This is a genomic window from Micromonospora chokoriensis (genome assembly GCF_900091505.1).
GTDB classification, from domain to species: Bacteria; Actinomycetota; Actinomycetes; order Mycobacteriales; family Micromonosporaceae; genus Micromonospora; species Micromonospora chokoriensis.
Map to the genome: position 1 here is coordinate 143,411 of NZ_LT607409.1, position 19,108 is coordinate 162,518.

The 19,108-nt window shown below is 72.7% G+C and carries 20 protein-coding genes; 11 read left to right on the forward strand and 9 right to left on the reverse strand.

Annotated features, from left to right (window positions below):
• Window positions 1–35 precede the first annotated feature (35 nt).
• Complete coding sequence (locus GA0070612_RS00665; protein ID WP_088991176.1) at window positions 36–674, reverse strand: DUF6642 family protein; 639 nt, start codon at window positions 672–674, stop codon at window positions 36–38.
• Between the two features lie 304 nt (window positions 675–978).
• Here GA0070612_RS00665 and GA0070612_RS00670 point away from each other — a divergent pair, with 304 nt between their 5' ends.
• Window positions 979–1,767 carry a D-Ala-D-Ala carboxypeptidase family metallohydrolase gene (locus tag GA0070612_RS00670; RefSeq protein ID WP_088986136.1) on the forward strand — a complete coding sequence of 263 codons (789 nt, stop codon included), beginning with the start codon at window positions 979–981 and terminating at the stop codon, window positions 1,765–1,767.
• 100 nt (window positions 1,768–1,867) lie between these two features.
• Here GA0070612_RS00670 and GA0070612_RS00675 read toward each other — a convergent pair whose 3' ends face one another.
• The 3 genes from GA0070612_RS00675 to GA0070612_RS00685 form a co-directional block, all read right to left on the reverse strand.
• Window positions 1,868–2,299 carry a hypothetical protein gene (locus tag GA0070612_RS00675; protein ID WP_231924415.1) on the reverse strand — a complete coding sequence of 144 codons (432 nt, stop codon included), beginning with the start codon at window positions 2,297–2,299 and terminating at the stop codon, window positions 1,868–1,870.
• A 241-nt stretch (window positions 2,300–2,540) separates the two neighbouring features.
• The gene (locus tag GA0070612_RS00680) at window positions 2,541–3,341 is read right to left on the reverse strand and encodes a response regulator (protein WP_088986138.1); all 801 of its coding nucleotides are present in this window, start codon (window positions 3,339–3,341) and stop codon (window positions 2,541–2,543) included.
• Window positions 3,329–4,579: a sensor histidine kinase gene (locus tag GA0070612_RS00685; RefSeq protein ID WP_088986139.1), complete on the reverse strand. Its 1,251-nt coding sequence runs from the start codon at window positions 4,577–4,579 to the stop codon at window positions 3,329–3,331. Before GA0070612_RS00685 ends, GA0070612_RS00680 begins: the two co-directional genes overlap by 13 nt.
• Before the next feature lie 132 nt (window positions 4,580–4,711).
• On the opposite strand from GA0070612_RS00685, the gene GA0070612_RS00690 reads away from it, so the two are divergent.
• The 4 genes from GA0070612_RS00690 to GA0070612_RS00705 are packed head-to-tail and all read left to right on the forward strand — an operon-like array spanning window position 4,712 to window position 7,747.
• Window positions 4,712–5,608 carry an ABC transporter ATP-binding protein gene (locus tag GA0070612_RS00690; RefSeq protein WP_088986140.1) on the forward strand — a complete coding sequence of 299 codons (897 nt, stop codon included), beginning with the start codon at window positions 4,712–4,714 and terminating at the stop codon, window positions 5,606–5,608.
• Window positions 5,605–6,399, forward strand: a complete 795-nt coding sequence (locus tag GA0070612_RS00695) for an ABC transporter permease (RefSeq protein WP_088986141.1) — start codon at window positions 5,605–5,607, stop codon at window positions 6,397–6,399. Before GA0070612_RS00690 ends, GA0070612_RS00695 begins: the two co-directional genes overlap by 4 nt.
• 2 nt (window positions 6,400–6,401) lie before the next feature.
• Window positions 6,402–7,151, forward strand: coding sequence for a YqeB family protein (locus tag GA0070612_RS00700; protein WP_088986142.1), 750 nt, complete (start codon window positions 6,402–6,404; stop codon window positions 7,149–7,151).
• 32 nt (window positions 7,152–7,183) lie between these two features.
• Window positions 7,184–7,747, forward strand: coding sequence for an SOUL family heme-binding protein (locus tag GA0070612_RS00705; RefSeq protein ID WP_088986143.1), 564 nt, complete (start codon window positions 7,184–7,186; stop codon window positions 7,745–7,747).
• A gap of 9 nt (window positions 7,748–7,756) precedes the next feature.
• Here the strand turns inward: GA0070612_RS00705 and GA0070612_RS00710 are convergent, their stop codons facing one another.
• Together GA0070612_RS00710 and GA0070612_RS00715 are read right to left on the reverse strand one after the other, a co-directional pair.
• A complete protein-coding gene (locus GA0070612_RS00710; protein WP_088986144.1) occupies window positions 7,757–10,186 on the reverse strand; it encodes an ABC transporter permease in 2,430 nt (809 codons plus the stop codon).
• Window positions 10,180–10,917 (reverse strand): ABC transporter ATP-binding protein, encoded by a 738-nt coding sequence (locus GA0070612_RS00715; protein WP_167393593.1) that lies wholly within the window; start codon window positions 10,915–10,917, stop codon window positions 10,180–10,182. The genes GA0070612_RS00710 and GA0070612_RS00715 overlap by 7 nt, the downstream gene beginning before the upstream one ends.
• 169 nt (window positions 10,918–11,086) lie before the next feature.
• On the opposite strand from GA0070612_RS00715, the gene GA0070612_RS00720 reads away from it, so the two are divergent.
• From GA0070612_RS00720 to GA0070612_RS00730, 3 genes are read left to right on the forward strand one after another with little or no spacing between them, the layout of a single operon-like run.
• Window positions 11,087–12,244 (forward strand): sensor histidine kinase, encoded by a 1,158-nt coding sequence (locus GA0070612_RS00720; RefSeq protein ID WP_231924416.1) that lies wholly within the window; start codon window positions 11,087–11,089, stop codon window positions 12,242–12,244.
• A complete protein-coding gene (locus GA0070612_RS00725; protein ID WP_088986145.1) occupies window positions 12,241–12,909 on the forward strand; it encodes a response regulator in 669 nt (222 codons plus the stop codon). Before GA0070612_RS00720 ends, GA0070612_RS00725 begins: the two co-directional genes overlap by 4 nt.
• Window positions 12,910–12,938: 29 nt before the next feature.
• Window positions 12,939–13,481: a DUF1697 domain-containing protein gene (locus GA0070612_RS00730; protein WP_088986146.1), complete on the forward strand. Its 543-nt coding sequence runs from the start codon at window positions 12,939–12,941 to the stop codon at window positions 13,479–13,481.
• Between the two features lie 41 nt (window positions 13,482–13,522).
• Here the strand turns inward: GA0070612_RS00730 and GA0070612_RS00735 are convergent, their stop codons facing one another.
• Window positions 13,523–14,500, reverse strand: a complete 978-nt coding sequence (locus GA0070612_RS00735) for an MBL fold metallo-hydrolase (RefSeq protein WP_088986147.1) — start codon at window positions 14,498–14,500, stop codon at window positions 13,523–13,525.
• Between the two features lie 153 nt (window positions 14,501–14,653).
• A complete protein-coding gene (locus tag GA0070612_RS00740) occupies window positions 14,654–15,559 on the reverse strand; it encodes a serine hydrolase (RefSeq protein WP_088986148.1) in 906 nt (301 codons plus the stop codon).
• A gap of 52 nt (window positions 15,560–15,611) precedes the next feature.
• Here GA0070612_RS00740 and GA0070612_RS00745 point away from each other — a divergent pair, with 52 nt between their 5' ends.
• Window positions 15,612–16,577 carry a LysR family transcriptional regulator gene (locus tag GA0070612_RS00745; RefSeq protein ID WP_088986149.1) on the forward strand — a complete coding sequence of 322 codons (966 nt, stop codon included), beginning with the start codon at window positions 15,612–15,614 and terminating at the stop codon, window positions 16,575–16,577.
• Between the two features lie 100 nt (window positions 16,578–16,677).
• Window positions 16,678–17,529 carry an aldo/keto reductase gene (locus GA0070612_RS00750; protein ID WP_088986150.1) on the forward strand — a complete coding sequence of 284 codons (852 nt, stop codon included), beginning with the start codon at window positions 16,678–16,680 and terminating at the stop codon, window positions 17,527–17,529.
• Here the strand turns inward: GA0070612_RS00750 and GA0070612_RS00755 are convergent.
• The gene (locus tag GA0070612_RS00755) at window positions 17,514–18,251 is read right to left on the reverse strand and encodes a helix-turn-helix transcriptional regulator (RefSeq protein ID WP_167393594.1); all 738 of its coding nucleotides are present in this window, start codon (window positions 18,249–18,251) and stop codon (window positions 17,514–17,516) included. The genes GA0070612_RS00750 and GA0070612_RS00755 overlap by 16 nt on opposite strands.
• A 102-nt stretch (window positions 18,252–18,353) precedes the next feature.
• Here GA0070612_RS00755 and GA0070612_RS00760 point away from each other — a divergent pair, with 102 nt between their 5' ends.
• Complete coding sequence (locus GA0070612_RS00760; RefSeq protein WP_088986151.1) at window positions 18,354–19,106, forward strand: SDR family oxidoreductase; 753 nt, start codon at window positions 18,354–18,356, stop codon at window positions 19,104–19,106.
• The last annotated feature ends 2 nt before the right edge of the window (window positions 19,107–19,108 follow it).

The following is a 19,108-nucleotide window of genomic DNA, read 5'->3' on the forward strand; positions in this document are numbered from 1 at the left end:
TCCTACCAGGGCGCGCGTGCGGGGGCGGCGGCGGGTCAGCGCGGTCGGGCCGTGGAGCGGTGCACCGTCTGGGTGGGCACCCGGGGGCGGCCGGACGGGCGCCAGGCTCGCCCGTTGGCGTAGATCACCCGGAAGCCGAGGTACGACGCGAGGGGCGCCCAGTGGGCCGAGCCCATCCGCAGCTCGGCGGCGTTGTGTCGCTGGCCGTTGGCGAGCACGTCGAGGAGGACGGTCTCGAACGCCGCCGATTCGACCCAGTCGACCTCGCGGGTGAAACCGCAGATCAGGGCGGCTCCGGTGACCTCCAGGAACTCGCGCAGCACGGCGTCGGAGGCCCGCAGGACCGAGCAGCTGCCGAAATAGAGTCGTCGCCCCTCGGCGCGGCCGGCCATCAGGTCGGCCACCTCGTTCAGCTCCACCGACTGCCAGTCGGTGAGGCAGAGTCGGCTCGGTTCGCCGTGCATGGCGAAGAAGCCCACCCGGTGGTCGGCGTACTGCTTGAGCAGCCAGCGGTCCAGGAAGTAGAACAGCTCGTCGCGGGTGGCCGCGTCCTTGTGGATGAAGCGGATCTTGCCCAGCCGCTCCAGCAGCTCCAGGGTGGGCAGCACGGAGCCTCGCTCGTTGAGGTCGCGGTGCCACTGACCCTCGACACAGAAGACGCCACCGCGTGCCACGTGCACCTCCGCCAGTCCGCAGCCCGGGGCTGACGTTACCGGCCGCCGCCGGTCAGGGAACATCACCCTCGGTGTGGCTGATTGCGACGTTCGGTGTGCTTGACCGGAACAGGACCGATCGGCGGGGAATGGCTGTTTCGCAAATCAGTCGAATTCCCAGCCAATACCCAGGAGCGAGGGTTTGTGAGGACGATTCTCGTTAATCGCCTCCAACAGTCTCGATCAGTGCCAGGGTGGAAATCGCGGGACTTCTTGGTCGATGTCCCGTGGCCACCCCAATCGCTCTCCTATCGGGAGGACTTCTGTGCGCGTAAACACCTTGAAGCGTGCTGCCATCGCATTCGCCCTGGCACTGCCCGGGGCAGCGATCGCCGCGGTGGTCGCCGCACCGGCGGCACATGCGGACGGCTGCTACACGTGGAACCGCACCCTGACCCAGGGACGTTCCGGCGACGACGTCCGCCAGCTGCAGATCCGGGTCGCCGGGTGGGCCGGCAACCGGGACATCGTGGAGAACGACGGCCGCTACGGACCCAAGACCGCCGCCGCCGTCAAACGGTTCCAGCAGGCGTACGGACTGCGCGCCGACGGCATCGCCGGCCCGCAGACCTACGCCAAGCTGTACCAACTCCAGGACAACGACTGCACCCCCGCGCACTTCAGCTACAGCGAGCTGGACAACGGCTGCGGTGGCAGCGGGTGGAGCGGCGGGCCGCTGTCGGCGGCGCAGACCAAGCAGAACGCGTTGCGCACCATGTGGAAGTTGGAGGCGCTGCGCAAGAACCTCGGCGACAAGCCGCTCTACGTGTCCAGTGGCTTCCGCAGTCGGGCCTGCAACAACCAGGTCGGCGGCGCGTCGGACAGCCAGCACCTCTACGGCAACGCGGCCGACGTCACCTCACGGACGTCGTCCCTGTGCGACGTCGCCCGCGCCGCCCGTAACAACGGATTCAGCGGAATCTACGGGCCGGGCTACCCCGACCACGACGACCACGTACACGTCGACTCGCGTCGGGAGAACAACAGCGACAGCAGTTCGAACACGACGAACTGGTCGGCGCCGGACTGCGGCATCGGAGCCGGCAACGACTGAGCCACCTGTCGGAGCGACGTCGGCCCGACGCGGAGAGGGAATCTCCGCGCCGGGCCGGCGTCGTGTCGGCCCCGGGTCTGCGGGCGGAGGGGTAGCGCGCTCAGCTCGCCCGGGGCCAGCGCGGCGCGGTGACGGGGGCAGTCACCGGCCGGCCGGCAGCGGCGGGTCGTCCACCCGGTGGCACGGCCCGCGCGGCCTGCTGCCGCCCCGGCAACCCGCCGGTACGCCCGGCCGGCGCCGGGTATCCGGTGGTCGCCGGCCGGCCACCGGCGGTACGCGCGGAGGACGGCCCGGTCGCCGTGAACGGGAAGGGTACGTGCACGAACGGGTTGCCGTGCCGGATCAACGCCTCGATCTGCCGTTCGTTGAGCCCGTGTGCCTCCAACACGCGCCGCCCCCAACGGTGCAGGCGGCACGGGTAGGAGGCGCCGTCGTTGCGGCACAGCGGCCCCGTGGGCCACTCCTCGGCGGTGTGCACGACCACCGCCCGGACCGCGAGCCGAACATCCTCCGGGGTCAGTGGTGCCGGCATTGGCACCTCCCCCAGTACCTGGTCGATGGGATCCGTCGACTGCTCACCAACTCGCACGGCAGGCCTCCCGCAGCTCGGCAGCGGTACGGCGGACTCACCGCACCGACATCCTCGGCCATGGGTACGGGAGACGTCGGACGAAAGTTCAATTCCGGTACCGAATCGGATTCCTTGATGTCGGGGCATCTCGACGGCGGGACACCGCGACTTCTACGAAGCCGAGTCGATCAACCGGCCTGCGTCAGACGAGGCCGGCGTCGTGGACGAGCAGTGCCACCTGAACCCGGTTGTTGAGGTCCAGGCGGGTCAACAGCCGGGAGACGTACGCCTTGACCGTCGCCACACTCATGAACAACTCCCCGGCGATCTCCGCGTTGGTGTGCCCCCGCCCCAACGCGACAGCCACCTGCCGCTCCCGCTCGCTGAGACCGGCGAGCAACCGCACCGCCCGCTCCCGGCGCGGGTCGGGTCCGACCGCACCGGGGACAGCGCCGGTCACGTGGGCGATCAGCGTCCGGGTGACGGTCGGGGAGAGCGTCGCCTCGCCGGCCGCGACCCGGCGTACGGCGTGCACGAGCTCCGCCGGCGGGGTGTCCTTGAGCAGGAAGCCGGCCGCCCCCGCGCGCAGCGCCCGCAGCACCTGCTCGTCGGCGTCGAACGTGGTGAGCACCAGCACCTCCGGCGGGTGCGGCTGGGCGCGCAGCGCCTCGGTGGCGGTCAGCCCGTCCACCCGGGGCATCCGGATGTCCATCAGCACCACGTCCGGGGCGTACGCGGCGACGGCCGCGGGCACCTCACCACCATCGGCCGCCTCACCGACCACGGTCAGGTCCGGCAGGCCGCCGAGGATCATCGAGAGCCCGGCCCGGACCAGCGCGTCGTCGTCCACGATCAGCACGCGTACCGACGGCACGACCGAATCCGGGCCCGAAGCACCGGACGTGCCGACCTCCTCGGAAGGCCGGGCCGCGTCGACCGGGCCAGCCGCCCCGGAAGGCCCGGTCCCGCCCGAAGGGCCGGGCAGGCCGGTCACGCCGGCCACGGCAGCCAGGCCGCCAGCCGGAAGTCACCGCTGTCGTCCCGGCCGTAGGCGAGCCGGCCGCCGGCCAGGGTGACGCGCTCGCTGATGCCGACCAGGCCGGTGCCCGCACCCGGCAGGGTGCCGCCGGCCGGCGCGCCGACCGGCCACCGGTTGACGATCGCCACGGTCAGGCCGGCGCCCGGCCCCCCGGCCACGTCCACTGTCACCGCCGCCCCGGCCGCGTGCTTGCGGGCGTTGGTCAACCCCTCCTGCACGATCCGGTACGCGGCCCGACCCAGCGCCGCCGGCACCTTCTCCGCGTCGGCGACGGTGTCGCTGACGTTGACGCGTACCCCGGCCGACCGCGACTCGGCGATCAGGGCCGGCAGGTCGGCGAGGGTCGGCTGGGGCGGCTCCGGGGCGTCGTCGCCACCGTCCTCGGCCCGGAGCACCCCGATGACCTCGCGCAGGTCCTGAAGGGCCGCGTGGGCGCTGCCCCGGATCACCCCGGCGGCGCGGGCAACCTCGTCCGGCGGCGCGTCCGGGCGGAACTCGAGCGCACCGGCGTGCAGGCTGAGCAGCGAGATCCGGTGGGCCAGCACGTCGTGCATCTCCCGGGCGATCCGGGTGCGTTCGAGGTGGCGGGCCTGGGCGACCCGGAGTTGCTGCTCCGCCTCGGCCCGTTCGGCCCGCTCGCGCAGTGACACGATCAACTGCCGGCGGGCCCGGACGAACATCCCCCAGGCCAGCACCGCCAGGGTGATCACCACACCCCAGGTGACGGTGAGCCAGTACGACATCGCGGGATCTGGACGGGTCCAACTGAAGACCAGGTTGGTGAGGAACCCGACACCGGTGATCGCGATCGCGACGGCGGTCCGCCGGTGCACCACGACGGTGAAGTAGATGATCAGCAGCGGGATGGCGGCGGCCATCGAGAACAGGTTCAGCGGCAGGGTTGCCACTGCCAGCCCGAGGGGCCACCGCCGACGTACCCAGAGCAGCCCGCAGCAGACCAGCCCGAGCACCGTGTCGACGCCGAGCATCCAGTCGTGCGGCAGCGGGATGGCTATCTCCGGGGTGGGCGACATTGCGTCCCCGAAGGTCAACAGCACCCAGAGCAGCCCGAGCAGGAAGGCGAGGCTGTCCACCAACCAGTCCCGGGTGGTGCGGCGCGGCCGGGCCCGCACGCGCTCGGCCGGCACCACCAGCTCCCCCGGCAGCAGCCAGGGGTGCTCCGGAACGGCGAGGGTGCTCACCCGCCCATGCTAGGCAGCATCGGGGGCCGACAACCAGCTACCAAAGTCGAGACCCGCCGACCGACCAAGGTCGACGCGGCACCGACCGGTGGCCGCAGCGGATGGCCGGGCGGCCCCGGCACGCTCGGCGACATGATCGTCGTAGAGAACCTCACCAAGCGATACGGGCCACACCCGGCCGTGGACGACGTGTCGTTCCGGTGCGAGCCGGGCACCGTCACCGGCTTCCTCGGCCCCAACGGCGCCGGCAAGTCGACCACCATGCGCATGATCTGCGGGCTCACCGCGCCGACCGCCGGCCGCGCCACCGTCTCCGGGCACCCGTACCGGGAGCTGCCCAACCCGGGGCGGGAGGTCGGCGTGCTGCTGGACGCCTCCGCCCAGCACTCCGGGCGCACCGGCCGCGAGGCGTTGACGCTGTCCGCGTACACGATGGGTCTGGACAAGCGCGAGGTCGCCGCGAAGCTCGACCTGGTCGGGTTGAACGCGGTGGCCGCGAAACGGCGGGTGAAGGCGTACTCGCTGGGCATGCGTCAGCGACTCGGCCTGGCCCAGGCGATGCTCGGTGACCCCCGGGTGTTGATCCTCGACGAGCCGGCCAACGGCCTGGACCCGGAGGGGATCTTCTGGATGCGGGGCCTGCTGCGCGACTTCGCCGACCGGGGCGGCACCGTGCTGCTCTCCTCCCACCTGCTGCGCGAGGTGGAGGCGGTAGCGGACCGGCTGGTGGTGATCGGGGGCGGCCGGATCGTGGCCCAGGGCGACAAGGACGAGCTGCTGGCCGGCGGCGGCACTGTGGTCCGGGCCCGCGACGGCGCGGCGCTGCGTCGGGCGCTGGAGGCGGCCGACCTGACGGCGGCCGACAGCGCGGACGGGCTCCTCGTGCAGGCCGACGCCGAGGCGGTCGGCCAGGCCGCCGCCGACGCCGGTGTCGCGCTGGCCGAGTTGCGCCCCGCCGGCAGCGGTGGTCTCGAACAGCTCTTCCTCACCCTGACCGCCGGCGAATCCACCAAGGAGGCCGTCCGATGACCACCACCACCGCGCCCGCCACCACCGTCGCGCCCCAGCACCGCGCCCCGGTACGCCGACCGTCGCTGCTCCGGCTCACCGGTGTGGAGCTACGCAAGCTCGTCGACACCCGGGCCGGCCGTTGGCTGCTGATCACCATCGGCCTGGTCGTCGTCGCGATCGTCACCCTCCTGCTGATCTACGCCGAGGACTCCGAACAGGCCTTCTTCACCTTCTTCGTCACCTCGCTGCTGCCGGTGTCGCTGCTGCTGCCGGTGCTCGGCATCCTGTCGATCACCAGCGAGTGGTCGCAGCGCACCGCGCTCACCACGTACGCCCTGGTGCCCCGCCGGGAGCGGGTGGTGGCCGCGAAGCTGATCGCCGTGACGCTTGCCGCGCTCGCCTCGGTGCTGGCCAGCCTCGCCGTCGCCGCCGCCGGCACGCTCGTGGCGTCCGCCACCGGCGGGGCGGGAACCTGGCAGTTCGACTGGTCGCTGGTCCTGAACGCGGCGATCCTCCAGGTCACCAGCGTGTTGATGGGCGCCGCCTTCGGTCTGCTGCTGCTCAACCCGCCGTTGGCGATCGTCGGCTACCTGCTGTTGCCCACCCTGTGGGGAGTGCTCGGCGAAATGGTCAAGCCGCTGCGCGGCCCGTCCGAGTGGTTGGACACCAGCAAGACCATGGAACCGTTGTTCGGCAGCGACGCCGTCACCGGCGAGCAGTGGGGGCGGGTGGCTGTCTCCCTGCTGGTCTGGATGGTTCTCCCGCTGGCCGCCGGCCTGTTCCGGACGCTGCGCCGCGAGGTGTCCTGACCATGGACGTCGCCGGCAACCGTCCCCGCACCACGGTCAGCGGCGGCCCGCTGGAGCTGGCGGTCCTGTGGGGTGGTTTCCCACTCCTCGGCGCGGGCGCCGGCTGGCTCCTCGCGGCGGCGACGGGCTGGCTCACCCGGCTGCCCTGGGTGCCGTTCAGCGACCTGATCGAGTGGCTGGACCGGCTGCCCGAGCCGCAGGCCACCCTCGGCACCGTCGCGGTGGGCGTCGCCGCCGGTCTGGTCGTCGCCGGGATCGGCACCGCCGAACGGCTGATCGTCACCGTCGACCCGGCCCAGGTCCGGCTACGCCGCTCCGACCAGGACCGGACCGTCGCCCGGGTCGACACCCGGGTCGTCTTCCTCGCCGACAAGCACCTGGTGCTGCTCGACGGCGACGGCGCGGAACTGGTCCGGGAACCGACCGACCATTCGGCCACGCAGCTGGCGGCGGCGTTCCGGGCGCACGGCTGGGGTTGGGCGGACGACGACCCGCACCGGTCGGCGTACCGGCTGTGGGTGCCCGACCTGCCCGGGTTGCCGGCCGGCGCGGACGCGCTGCTGCGGGCCCGCGAGCGGGCTGTCGAGCGGGACCGCCGCGACGACGCCCGCGAGTTGCGCAGGGAGTTGGGCCTGCTCGGGGTGGTGCTGCGCGACGAGGGCAAGCGGCAGTACTGGCGGCTGACCGCGCGCGCGGTCACCGGACGACCCGAGCAGTCGACTTCGGCCGAGCGGGAGCCGGACGGGCGGTAGCGTCTGTTTCAACAGACCCTGGGAGCCGCTCGATGACCGAACAGCAGCCGTACCGGGTGGTGTCCCGACACCCCGGGTTCGAGCTGCGTCGGTACCCGGCCCACCTGGTGGCCGAGATGCAGGTCCAGGCCCCGTTCACCAGGGCGCTGATCGAGGCGTTCCGACCGCTGGCCGGCTACCTCGGCGGCGCCAACCGGGCTCGACACCCGGTTGGCGCGGCCGAGCCGACGACGTCGGCGGCCGGTGGGTCGGAGAAGATCGCCATGACCGTGCCGGTGGTCCAGATCGAGGGCGAGCGGCCGGGCGCGTACCTGATCCAGGTCGTCCTGCCGGCGGCCCTCACCGCGGCGACCGCGCCCGAGCCGGTGGACGCCCGGGTGCGGGTCCGCGAGGTCAGGGCACAACTGGCGGCGGCGATGCGTTTCTCGGGGCGGTGGACGGAGCAGACGTTCAGCCGGCGGGCCACCATGCTCGGCCGGTCGGTGACCGCGGCCGGGCTGCAACCCACCGGAGCCGTCCGGTACGCGCGCTTCGACCTGCCGTGGAAGCCGTGGTTCCTGCGGCGCAACGAGGTAGTGCTGCCGGTCGCCGAATAGGCGGGCCGATCATCCGACGACGCTGACCGGGGTCCGCGCGGGGCGGTGTCGCAGTGACCGCCACGTCGGCAGCACACTGGACAGCACGGCGAGCAGCAGGCACAGCCCCACCACGCCGGCGATCACCGACCAGGGCACCACCAGGTCGACGGACGCGCCGACCTGCTCGGCCAGGCCGGCACGGATGCTGAGCAGGCCGACGAACGCGACCGCGCCGCCGAGCAGCGCGCCGATGAGCACCACCACAGCGGACTCGGCGGTGACCAGCCAGAGGACCTGCCGCCGGGTAGCCCCGGCCAACCGGATCAGCCGCAGGTCCGCGACCCGACCGGCGGCGGCCAGCAGCAACGTGTTGGCCACGGCGATGGCTCCGTAGCCGGCCGACACACCGATCAGCAGCAGCGTGAACGACCAGACGAGACGGTCCTCGGCGGCGTCCGCCTCGGCCGCCCAGGTGGCCACGTCGACGATCCGCGCGCCCACCGGTGGGGCGATCCGGTCCTGGACGTACACCGTGGAGGTCAACGCCGACGGGTCGTGCGCCCGCACCACGGCCCGGGGCACGAGCAGGTCGCCGGGGAGCGAGGTGTCGGTGACGACCGCGACGACGCGCAACGACACCGCTGTCCCGTCGGCGAAGACCAGCTCGTACGGGGCGGACGGCGGCAGGTTCGCCGAGGCGGTGACCACCACGGTGTCGTCCCCGCGCAGGTCCTCCAGGGAACCGGCGACGACGGTGAGCAGCCGGTTCGCGGCGGCGAAGCCCGCCGGGTCCACACCGAGCGCGGTCAGTGGCCGGTTCTCCGGCAGCGTTCCGGGGTCGGTGCGGAAGACGGTGGTCGGCAGGAGGGCGGTGCCTCCGGTCGCGGCGACGGCCGCGTCCGACAGACCGGGCGCCCGGTCCGGCAGGACGATCCAACCGGCGTTCACCTTGTCCGCCCGACCCGCCGCGTACGCGGCGGTGCTGGTCCGCACCATCCCGGACACCAGCACCGCGAAGGCGACAGTGAGCAGCACCGGCGCGGCGATGGAGGCGGTCCGCCGGGTGGCGGTCAACGCACCACCACGGACCAGCATCCCGATCGCGCCACCGGGCCGCCGCACCGGGAACCGCAGCAGCCGCACCACCGGCCCGACCACTACCGGGGCGAGCACCGTGGCACCGGCCACCAGCGCCATCACCGCGTACAGGGCGTAGGACGCCGCCACCCGGGCCTCGTCCGCGGTGGCCGTTCCTACGCTGAGCGCGATCCCCGCCGCGACGAGCAGCGCCCCGGTGGCGATCCGGGCCCGTCCGATCGGTCGCTGCTCGATCGCTGCCTCGCGCAACGCCTCCAGCGGACGCACCCGCGCGGCCCGACGGGACGCCGACCAGACCGCCAGCACCGCGATCACCGGCCCGGCCGCGAGCGAGACCGCGATCGGCCAGGGGGCGTAGTGGACCCGGAAGGTCGCCGGCTCGAACCCGACATCGACGAGCAGTCGACCCAGCGGCGGGGTGAGCGCCGCGCCGATCAGCAGACCGACCAGCCCGGCGCTGACGCCGACGACGAGAGCCTCGGCGTACACCATGCGGCGGACCTGCCGTCCGGTGGCGCCGACGGCGCGCAGCAGGCCCAACTCGCGGCGGCGCTGCGCGACGGTGAACGCGAAGGTGGAGGAGACCACGAACACCGTGACGAAGCCGGCGAGAGCCGCCGTGGCGGTGAGCACCTGCATACCGATCCACCGGGTCCGGGCGTCGTCGCGCGGCTCCAACGCGCTGCGCGCGTCGCCGGTCAGCACCCGTCCGTCGCCGCCGACGACACCGCGAGCCGACGCGGCGACCCGGTCCGGGTCGGCCCTCGGCGCGAGGACCAACCCGATGGCCCGGACGCCGGGCGCGAGCGCGGCGGCGACCTCGTCCGCGACGTGCACGCCGGGCCCGTCCACCAGACCGGTGACGGTGTACGCCTGCGGCCCGGCCGCCGTCAGCAGGGTGACCGGCGCACCGGTACGCAGTCCCAGCGCACTGTCGATGACCACCTCGCCGGGCCTGGCGGGCGGCTCACCCGCGGTGAGGCGCAGACCACCCAGCCGGGCGCTGGACCACCCGTGCCCCTGGTACGCGTCCTCCCGCCGGGTGTCGGCTGCGGCGGGTCGGCCGTCGACGAGCGGTTGGGCGTAGAAGGTGCGGTCCGGTACCGCCGCGACGACACCCGGCAGACCGGCCAACCGGTCGACCAGCCCCGCCGCCGTGGTGGCGGACCACGGTCGGGTCGGCACGAACTGGTCGGCCGACGCGCCCGCCTCGGGGCTCTGCACCACGACTGCCGCCCGAGCCAGTCGGTCCGGCACCTGCGGGCGCCCGGAGGCGAGCAGCAGGGTGGCCGTCGCGACCAGCGCGACCCCGATGGCGACAGCCACGAACGCGCTGGTCGACCGGCGGATGCTCAGCATGACCGCTCCCGCTCGGCGATCCGCGCGGCGACTGTCGCCGCCGAGATGTCGCCGTCCACCTCGTCGACCACGCGCCCGTCGGCGAGCAGGAGGACCCGATCGGCGTACGCGGCGGCGTCGGGATCGTGGGTCACCATCACCACTGTCTGGCCGTGGTCGTCGACCAGCGCCCGCAGCAGCCGGAGCACCTGCCGGGACGCCGCGCTGTCCAACGCCCCGGTCGGCTCGTCGGCGAAGACCACCGCCGGTCGGGTGATCAACGCTCGGGCCACGGCGACGCGCTGCTGCTCACCGCCGGACAACTCACTCGGCCGGTGCCCGGCCCGGTCGGCCAGTCCCACCGCGTCGAGGGCGGCGGTGACGTCCCGCGCCGGTGGGCGGCGGCCGGCCAGCCGCAACGGCAACTCGACGTTCTGCCCGGCCGTCAGCGTGGACACCAGGTTGAACGCCTGGAACACGAACCCGATCCGGTCACGCCGCAGCCGGGTCACCTCGTCCTCGCCGAGCTGGTCGAGGCGGATGCCGTCGATCGTTACGGTCCCCTCGGTCGGGCTGTCCAGCCCCGCCGCGCAGTGCAGCAGGGTGGACTTTCCCGAGCCGGAGGGGCCCATCACCGCCGTGAACGTCCCGCTCGCGAAGCTCGTCGTCACGCCGTCGAGCGCCGTCACCCGCCGGGTTCCGGTGCCGTACACCGCGCGCAGCCCCGTCAGGGTCACCGTGTGTGTGGTCATGGTCGACACAGTGCCGGCTGCGGTGGGTGCCGCGCGTCGTGCTGGCGCGGACAGTTTCCGCCCCTCCCGCGGGTGGAGCCGGAGGCCCGCAACGGCCGGTACGTCGTCCTCGGGGATGACCGCCCGTGGGTGGACGCGGACCGGCCAGCCGGCCGATACGGTCGGACGGGTGACCCCTCCCCTGCTGACCCGACGGCTACGGCCAGTGGATCTGTACGTCGTGGACGCCCTGCTGGCCGTGGCGGTCGGCGGGCTGCTCTGCCCGTACGCGGCGTTGGAGTCACCGCTGCACGGCGGCGTACGCGAGCCGCTCTGGGTGTCGGTGCTCGTCGGACTGGCTATCGGGCTGCCGCTGGCCGTACGCCGTCGGTGGCCGATGACGGTGGCCGCCGTGATCAGCGCCGTCACCACCGTCGCCCTGGTCACCGGGGTGATCCCGAACTTCGCCGCCGCCGCGCCGGCGCTCGCCATCGGCCTGTCCTTCTACACGGTCGCGGTGTCGACGGCCACCCGCCGCTCGATCCTCTGCGCGGCGGGTTGTCTCGCGCTGGTGAGCGTCGCGCTGGTGCTGACGGCGGGTGACCTGTGGTCGCGTGCGGGTGGGGTCGTCTACGCCTCCGTCATGATCGCGCCCGCCTGGGTGATCGGGTGGCTGGTCCGGGAACGACGTGCCCTCGCCGCCCGGCAGAGTGACCACCTGGTCCGTCAGGCCACGGCGGAGGAGCGACTGCGGGTGGCACGCGAGCTGCACGACGTGGTCGCCCACACGCTGAGTCTCATCGTGGTGAAGGCATCCGTCGCGAACCACGTCGCCGAGTCGGATCCCCGCGAGGCGGGCGCCGCCCTCCGGGTGATCGAGGAGACCGGCCGCAACGCCCTGGCCGACGTCCGGCGGGTGCTGGGCGTCCTGCGGGACGACACCTCGTACGCCCCGACACCCGGGCTGGACGAGTTGCCCACGCTGGCGCGGCAGGCGGCGATCGGCGGTGTCGACGTACGGCTCGACGTCCGACGGGAGGCGCCGGGCAGCGTGGTCCCCGAGTCGGTGGGCCTGGCGGTGTACCGCATCGTGCAGGAGGCGGTGACCAACGTGGTCAAGCACGCGGCCCCGGCCGCCTGCCGGGCTACGGTGACCGTCACACCCGGTGAGGTACGGGTGGAGGTGACCGACGACGGTCGACGTCCGGTCCTGACCGGCGGGGAGGGGCACGGGTTGATCGGCATGCGGGAACGGGTGGCGTTGCACGGCGGGGATTTCAGCGCCGGGCCACGCTCGGACGGCGGCTTCGCGGTGACCGCCAGCCTGCCCTACCGGGTGGCCGCGTGATCCGCGTACTGATCGCCGACGACCAGGCGTTGCTGCGCGGCAGCTTCCGGCTGCTGGTCGACCTCGCCCCGGACTGCACCGTTGTCGGCGAGGCGGGCACCGGTGTCGAGGCCGTCGCGTTGACCGGGCAGCACCGGCCCGACGTGGTGCTGATGGACGTCCGGATGCCGGAGATGGACGGCATCGAGGCGACCCGACGGATCTGCGCCGACCCGGCGACCGCCGGCACCCGGGTCATCATCCTGACCACGTTCGACCTGGACGAGTACGTCTACGGCGCGTTGCGCGCCGGCGCCAGTGGTTTCCTGCTCAAGGACACCCCACCGGCGGACCTGCTGACCGCCGTCCGGGTGGTCGCCGCCGGTGAGGGGCTGCTCGCGCCGACGGTGACCCGCCGGCTGATCGACGAGTTCGCCAGGCGACCGGAGCCGGCCCGGCCGCTGCCCCGTGACCTGGACGGGGTGACCGAACGGGAGCGGGAGGTGCTCGCGTTGATCGCCCGGGGTCTGTCCAACGCGGAGTTGGCCACGCACCTCAGTCTCAGCCAGGCCACCGTCAAGACCCACGTCGGTCGGCTACTGACCAAGCTGGGCGTCCGGGACCGCGCGCAACTGGTCATCGTCGCCTACGAGACGGGTCTGGTGGGGCCGGGCGGCCTACGCTGAGCCGGTCGGCCGTCACCCGAGGAGGAGCAATGACCCGGTACGTCGCCCTGCTGCGTGGGGTCAACGTCGGCGGCGCCACCCGGCTGGCGATGGCCGACCTGCGCCGGATCGTCACCGGGCTCGGGCACGAGGACGTGAAGACGTACCTGCAGAGCGGCAACGTCGCCTTCAGCAGCACGGTGCGCGACGCGGAGGAGCTGGCGGCCGGGATCAGGCAGGCGCTCACCGACGAGGTGGCGTTGACGGTGCCGGTGCTGGTGCGCAGCGGCCGGGAGTTGGCGGCGATCGCCGGCGGCAACCCGTACGCCGACCGGGAGGACGACCCGACGAGGCTGATGGTCGCCTTCCTGGCCACCGCGCCGGAGAAGTCCACAGCGGATGCGCTGAGCGTGCCCGGTGGGGAGAACGTGTCGTTCACGGTGACCGGCCGGGAGGTCTTCCTGCACTACGTCGACGGCGGCTACGGGCGGTCGAAGTTCACCAACGCGTACCTGGAGAAGAAGCTGGGCGTGGTGGCGACCACCCGCAACTGGAAGTCGGTGCGGGCTCTGGCCGAGCTGGCCGCCGGCTGATCCGGTGGGGGCCGCTGCCGGGCGACCCCCACCAGCACCGGTCAGAAGTGGTACGCGGTCTCGTACTCGGGCACCAGCACGCGGCTGCGCGGCGAGATCCGGCGGATCGCCGCGATCATGTCGTTCAGCCGGGCACGGTCGGTCTCGGCGACCGGCGGCGGGTTCCGCAGCTCCGTCTCGAAGTTGTCGTAGTGCACCGGCACCACGACCTTCGGATAGTCCAGCCCCTCCAGCAGTCGGGGCAGGTAGTCCCCGGTCGTGGTGGCGTTCTGCATGGCCACCATCGCCACGTCGGGCGCGAGCCCGGTGAGGTTCCGCTCGGCGACGTCGCTGGCCCCGGTGAAGTAGACCGACGGGCCGCCGTCGACCCGCAGCAGGTAGCCGAGCGTGTCGCCCTCCGGCAGGTCCGCGATGGTCGCCGGCTGCGCGGGCCGGCTGACCCGCACCCCGGGGAAAGCCACCGAGTACGACGGGTTGCGGCTGTGCAGCGAGCCGACCACCTCGACGGAGTGGTCGCCGAAGTCCAGCACCTCGCCGCCCTTCACGGCGCTGAGCTGCGTCGACGGCAGTTCGTAGGCCAACCCCAGGTGGTACGCGGTCAGCGTGCCGAAGACCCGCGCGCCGGTGCGCTTCGCGATGTACGGCACGTCCATGAAGTGGTCCCAGTGGGTGTGCGTGACGAACACCGTCATGGCCCGGTCGACGCGCGGGTCGATCACGTCGGTGCGCACCGTCAACGCCTTCTCCGGGTTGAACGCGTTCCTGAACAGCCCGGTGTCGATCCGGCTGAGGAACGGGTCGACGAGGACCGTGCGATCGGAGATGTCGACGCGCCAGCCGGCCGTACCCCACCAACGGAAGCTGACCGCGCCCTTGCGGCGGGCGGACGGGGTGGGTGTGGCGGCGGGCGGCGCGGCCTGGGCCGGGGTGATCGGGCCGGCGGCGAGCCCGGCGGTGGTGACCAGGGCGGTGGTGGCGGCGGTGTCGCGCAGGAAGCGTCGGCGGTCGAGGCTGGGCATGCGGGTCTACTCCCCGTGGTCGAGCGATTGGTCGGCACGAGCCAACCAGCGCGACCCGGCCCCGGTCCAAGATCAGAGGCGATCAGCTCCGATACGCCACCGCATATCGGGCCTGCTCAGTGGTCGTGCGCCGGCGCGCCGACGGGCACGAAATCAGTCGCCGCGCAGCGCCTCCACGGCCGTGCGGGCGGCCTCCCCCATCGCCAGGTCCACGTCGATCCGCCGCGACGCCAACTGGTCGGCGCGGGCGAACACGGCGATCGCGTACCGGCCGCCGTCGGGGTATTCCGCGACCCCGGCCTCCAGGTGCAGCCCGGGCAGGGTGCCGGTCTTACCGGCGACCCGCACGCCGGGCGGGAAGCCGGCGGCCAGCCGGGTCCAGAAGAGTTGCCGGGCCATCCAGGTACGGACCATCGCGCAGGCGGCCGCCGGTCCGGCCTCGTCCCGCCAGATCATGGTGAGTAGCCGGGTGATCTCCCGGGCGGTACTGGAGGTGGTGTGCGCCGGGTCGAACACCCGCATCGCCCGGATCCGGTCCGCCGGCAACGTGGGGAAGATCCGGGCGAAGTCCGCCTCGGTGCGCGCGCCCACGTCGGCGAGCATCAGCTCTACCAGCTCCCGGGGACCGCCCCGGATGCGGGTACGGGTCAACCCCAGCTCGGCGGCGAGCATTGGGAGCAGGTCCGGGCCGACCCGACGCAGCAGCAGGTCGGCGGCAGTGTTGTCACTGACGGACATGGCGAAGTACGCGAGGTCGCGCAGCGACACCTCGGCGTCGTCGACGCAGCCGGCCAGGCCCCAGCCGCCGAGCCGGTCGGCGGCGGTGACCAGAACCCGTTCGGTCGGGTCGAGTTGACCGGCCTCGACCTGCCGGGCGAACTCCAGCACCAGCAGGACCTTGAAGATCGAGGCGATCACCACCTGCTCGTCGGCCCGCACCCCGACCTCCCGGGCAGCGCCGGCCGCGTCCAGGTCCACGGCGTCCAGGTCCACGGCGTGCAGGCTGGCGGTCACCCCGGCGGCGGCGAAGATCACCTCGATGCGTTCGTCCACGTCCACGCCAGCACGCTATCCAGCGGGCCGGGGTCGGGGCTGGCGTAGGGTCCGGGCAGTGGATCTGCTCCGACACCTGCGGCACTTCGTGGTCGTCGCACACGAGTTGCACTTCGGCCGGGCCGCCGACCTGCTCGGGATGGCCCAACCGCCCCTGAGCCAGTCGATCCAGCGGCTGGAACGGGAGCTGACGGTGGAGTTGTTCGACAGATCCCGCCGCCAGGTACGCCTCACCACCGCCGGTGAGCTGCTGCTCGGCGAGGCGGAGGAGTTGCTCGCCGGCGAGGGGCGGCTGCGCAACCTGATGGGACAGATCCGCGCCGGTGAGCTGGGCGTACTCCGGGCCGGGGTGCCGCCGGAGACACCCGCCGTGACGCTGCGGGCGCTGCTGGACGGACTCACCACCCGGGCACCCGGCCTGGACGTGGAGCTGCACGAGCTGACCACCGCCGAGCAGGTACGCATGCTCGCCGAGCGGACCCTGGACGTGGGGCTCGTGCACCACCCGGTCGCGGCGGACGGGCTGCGCTTCGGCGCCCCGGTGGACGTACCCCTGGGGGTGTTGCTGCCGCGCACCTCGCCGCTGGCCCGCGGCCGGGAGGTGGCGCTCGCGTCGCTGGCCGGTCTGGATCTGGTGGCCGCGCCCCGGGCCACCGCGCCCGGCTGGCACGACCACCTGTTGGCGGTGTGCCGACAGCACGGTTGGCGGCCGACCCGGGTACGCCCGGCCCGCAACCCGGAGTTCCTGTTCGGGTTGGTGCTGGCCGGGGGCGGGGTGGCCGTGGAACCGGCGACGGTGGCCCGTCGCGAGCCCCGGATCGCCTGGCGGCCGATCGTCGACGCGCCGCTGGCGAAGCGGACCTCGGCGGCCTGGCCGGACCGGTCGGCGCACCCGGCGGCCTCGATGTTCGGGCAGCTCGCCGCCGACGTGTTGGCCGACGCGGAGCCCACGCCCCCCACCTCGGCCGCGACGTCGGTGCCGGCCGCACGGCCCTGGCCGGTGCTCTTCGACACGACCGGGTGAACCATACCGACGTTGCGCTCGTCACCTCGCGTTGTGCGGTGATTCGACCGGCCGTCCGGGTATGGATGACAGGCAACGACGATGACGCGAAGGAGCCGTAGTGGCCAACACCATTCCCGACATCAGCCTGAACGACGGCACCACCATTCCGCAGCTCGGCTTCGGGGTGTTCCAGATCGAGCCGAAGGACACCGTCGCCGCGGTGACCACCGCCCTGGAGACCGGCTACCGGCACATCGACACCGCCGAGATGTACGGCAACGAGGCCGAGGTCGGCGAGGCGGTACGCATGTCCGGTCTCGACCGGAGCACGGTCTACGTGACCAGCAAGCTGAACAACGGCTTCCACCGCCCCGACGACGCCCGCCGGGCGTTCGACTCGACGCTCGCGGCGCTGAAGATGGACTACATCGACCTGTTCCTCATCCACTGGCCGCTGCCGACCCTGTACGACGGCGACTACGTGTCGACGTGGAAGACGCTGGAGGAGTTCCAGCGCGACGGCCGGGCCCGTTCGATCGGCGTGTCGAACTTCCAGGTCGCGCACCTGGAGCGGCTGGCCGACGAGGCGAACATCGTGCCGGCGGTGAACCAGATCGAGGCGCACCCGTACTTCACCAACGACGAGGTCCGCGCCTACGGTCGCGCGCACAACATCCTCACCGAGGCCTGGTCGCCGATCGCGCAGGGCAAGGTGCTCGACGACCCGACGATCGTCGACCTCGCCGAGCAGGTCGGCCGGACCCCGGCGCAGGTGGTGCTCCGCTGGCACGTGCAGCGCGGCGACATCATCTTCCCGAAGTCGACCACCCCGAAGCGGATCGAGGAGAACACCAGGATCTTCGACTTCGAGCTGGACGACACCGCCATGGAGCGGATCACCGGGCTGCACCAGGGCGAGGCCGGGCGGCAGGGCCCGAACCCGGACACCTTCGCCTACCTGCCCAACTGAGCCGAGCCCGCCGTCCGGCGGGTCATGTCTCGGCGAGCGTTATGCCTCAGAGTCATAGTTTTGACTCTGAGGCATAGCGCTTTCAGCGAGGTCAGGAGCCGACGCGCTCGGCGATCCGGTGGAACACCGCCTGCGTCGGCCGGGTAGCGGCCGTAGGCCGCCCGCAGGTCCGCCACCGTGCTGTGCACGAACCGTCGGGCGTCGGCATCGGTCCAGTGACCCTCGGTGACCGGCTGCCGGAACGTCCAGCGGATCATGTTGCGCTCCGCCTCCGGAACGGCCGCGAGGTCGCCCAGGAAGTACGTGGCCATGCGGTTCCAGGCCAGCACGTGGTACGCGGCGTCGACCAGGTACGCCGGGGTCTCGGTCATGGCGTCGAGCAGGTGCCGCAGCCCGGGAGTCACCTCCCGGCTCGGGCCGGCGGTCGGCGGTGGGTTCTCCCCGGCGAGTCGGAACAGGTACTCGCGCTCGTCCCGGCTCAACAGCAGCGCCCGGGCCATCGAGGCGAGCACCTGCCGGGACGGGTGTGGCCCTCGGCCCTGCTCCAGCCGGATGTAGTAGTCGATCGACATCCCGGCGAGTTGGGCCACCTCCTGCCGGCGCAGCCCGGGGGTGCGTCGGCGTTCGCCCTCGGGCAGCCCGACCTCGGCGGGACGCAGCCGGGCCCGGCGGGTGCGCAGGAACGCCGCCAGTTCGTCACGCCGCAGGCCGCCGCTCGTCATATCCCCAGCATGCCCCGGGCGGGGCCGGTGAGGGTGGTACCGCCGATCCCAGCCTCAGCCCGTCTCTCCCGGCACGTCACCGGCCCGGACAGGCTCGACGGCATGACGAACGCGATCGCCCTGATCACCGGGGCCAACAAAGGGATCGGCCTCGCCACCGCCCGGCAGCTCGGCGCCCTCGGAATGACAGTGCTGGTGGGCGCGCGGGACGCCGAACGGGGTCGAGCAGCGGAGCGGGAGCTGCGCGACGGCGGTGCGGATGCGGTCTTCGTGCCGCTCGACATCACCGACGTCGAATCCGTGACGGCCGCCGCGAAGCGGGTGGAAGCGGAGTACGGCCGGCTGGACGTGCTGGTCAACAACGCCGGCATCGTCCTCGCCGACGGCGCGCGAGGGCTACCCAGTGAAACCACTGTGGCGACGATGCGCCGGCTGTACGAGACCAACGTCTTCGGAGTGGTGACAGTGACGAACACGCTGCTGCCGCTGCTTCGCCGGGCACCTGCGGCACGGATCGTCAACGTCTCCAGCGAGGTCGGCTCGATCACCGTGATGACCGACCCGGACGGCGCGCTGTTCGAGCTGACCTCGGTGCCGTACCCGTCGTCGAAGGCGGCGCTGAACATGCTCACCGCCATGTACGCCAAGGAGTTGCGGGACACCCCGATCAAGGTCAACGCGGCGAACCCGGGCTACTGCGCCACCGACCTGAACGGCAACAGCGGCTTCCGCTCCGCCGAGCAGGGCGCCGAGGTGAGCGTGCACCTGGCGACGCTGCCCGCCGACGGGCCGAGCGGCCTGCTCTGGGGCTTCCAGATGGATGCCGGCGGCGGCTACGGAGTGCTCCCCTGGTGACG

Excerpts from the sequence above, each read along its gene's own strand:
- GA0070612_RS00715 (WP_167393593.1), bottom strand. The coding sequence starts at position 10,917 with ATGACCACACACACGGTGACCCTGACGGGGCTGCGCGCGGTGTACGGC.
- GA0070612_RS00705 (WP_088986143.1), top strand. The coding sequence starts at position 7,184 with ATGACCGAACAGCAGCCGTACCGGGTGGTGTCCCGACACCCCGGGTTC.
- GA0070612_RS00695 (WP_088986141.1), top strand. The coding sequence starts at position 5,605 with ATGACCACCACCACCGCGCCCGCCACCACCGTCGCGCCCCAGCACCGC.
- GA0070612_RS00730 (WP_088986146.1), top strand. The coding sequence starts at position 12,939 with ATGACCCGGTACGTCGCCCTGCTGCGTGGGGTCAACGTCGGCGGCGCC.
- GA0070612_RS00760 (WP_088986151.1), top strand. The coding sequence starts at position 18,354 with ATGACGAACGCGATCGCCCTGATCACCGGGGCCAACAAAGGGATCGGC.
- GA0070612_RS00700 (WP_088986142.1), top strand. The coding sequence starts at position 6,402 with ATGGACGTCGCCGGCAACCGTCCCCGCACCACGGTCAGCGGCGGCCCG.
- GA0070612_RS00690 (WP_088986140.1), top strand. The coding sequence starts at position 4,712 with ATGATCGTCGTAGAGAACCTCACCAAGCGATACGGGCCACACCCGGCC.
- GA0070612_RS00710 (WP_088986144.1), bottom strand. The coding sequence starts at position 10,186 with ATGCTGAGCATCCGCCGGTCGACCAGCGCGTTCGTGGCTGTCGCCATC.
- GA0070612_RS00755 (WP_167393594.1), bottom strand. The coding sequence starts at position 18,251 with ATGACGAGCGGCGGCCTGCGGCGTGACGAACTGGCGGCGTTCCTGCGC.
- GA0070612_RS00675 (WP_231924415.1), bottom strand. The coding sequence starts at position 2,299 with ATGCCGGCACCACTGACCCCGGAGGATGTTCGGCTCGCGGTCCGGGCG.
- GA0070612_RS00735 (WP_088986147.1), bottom strand. The coding sequence starts at position 14,500 with ATGCCCAGCCTCGACCGCCGACGCTTCCTGCGCGACACCGCCGCCACC.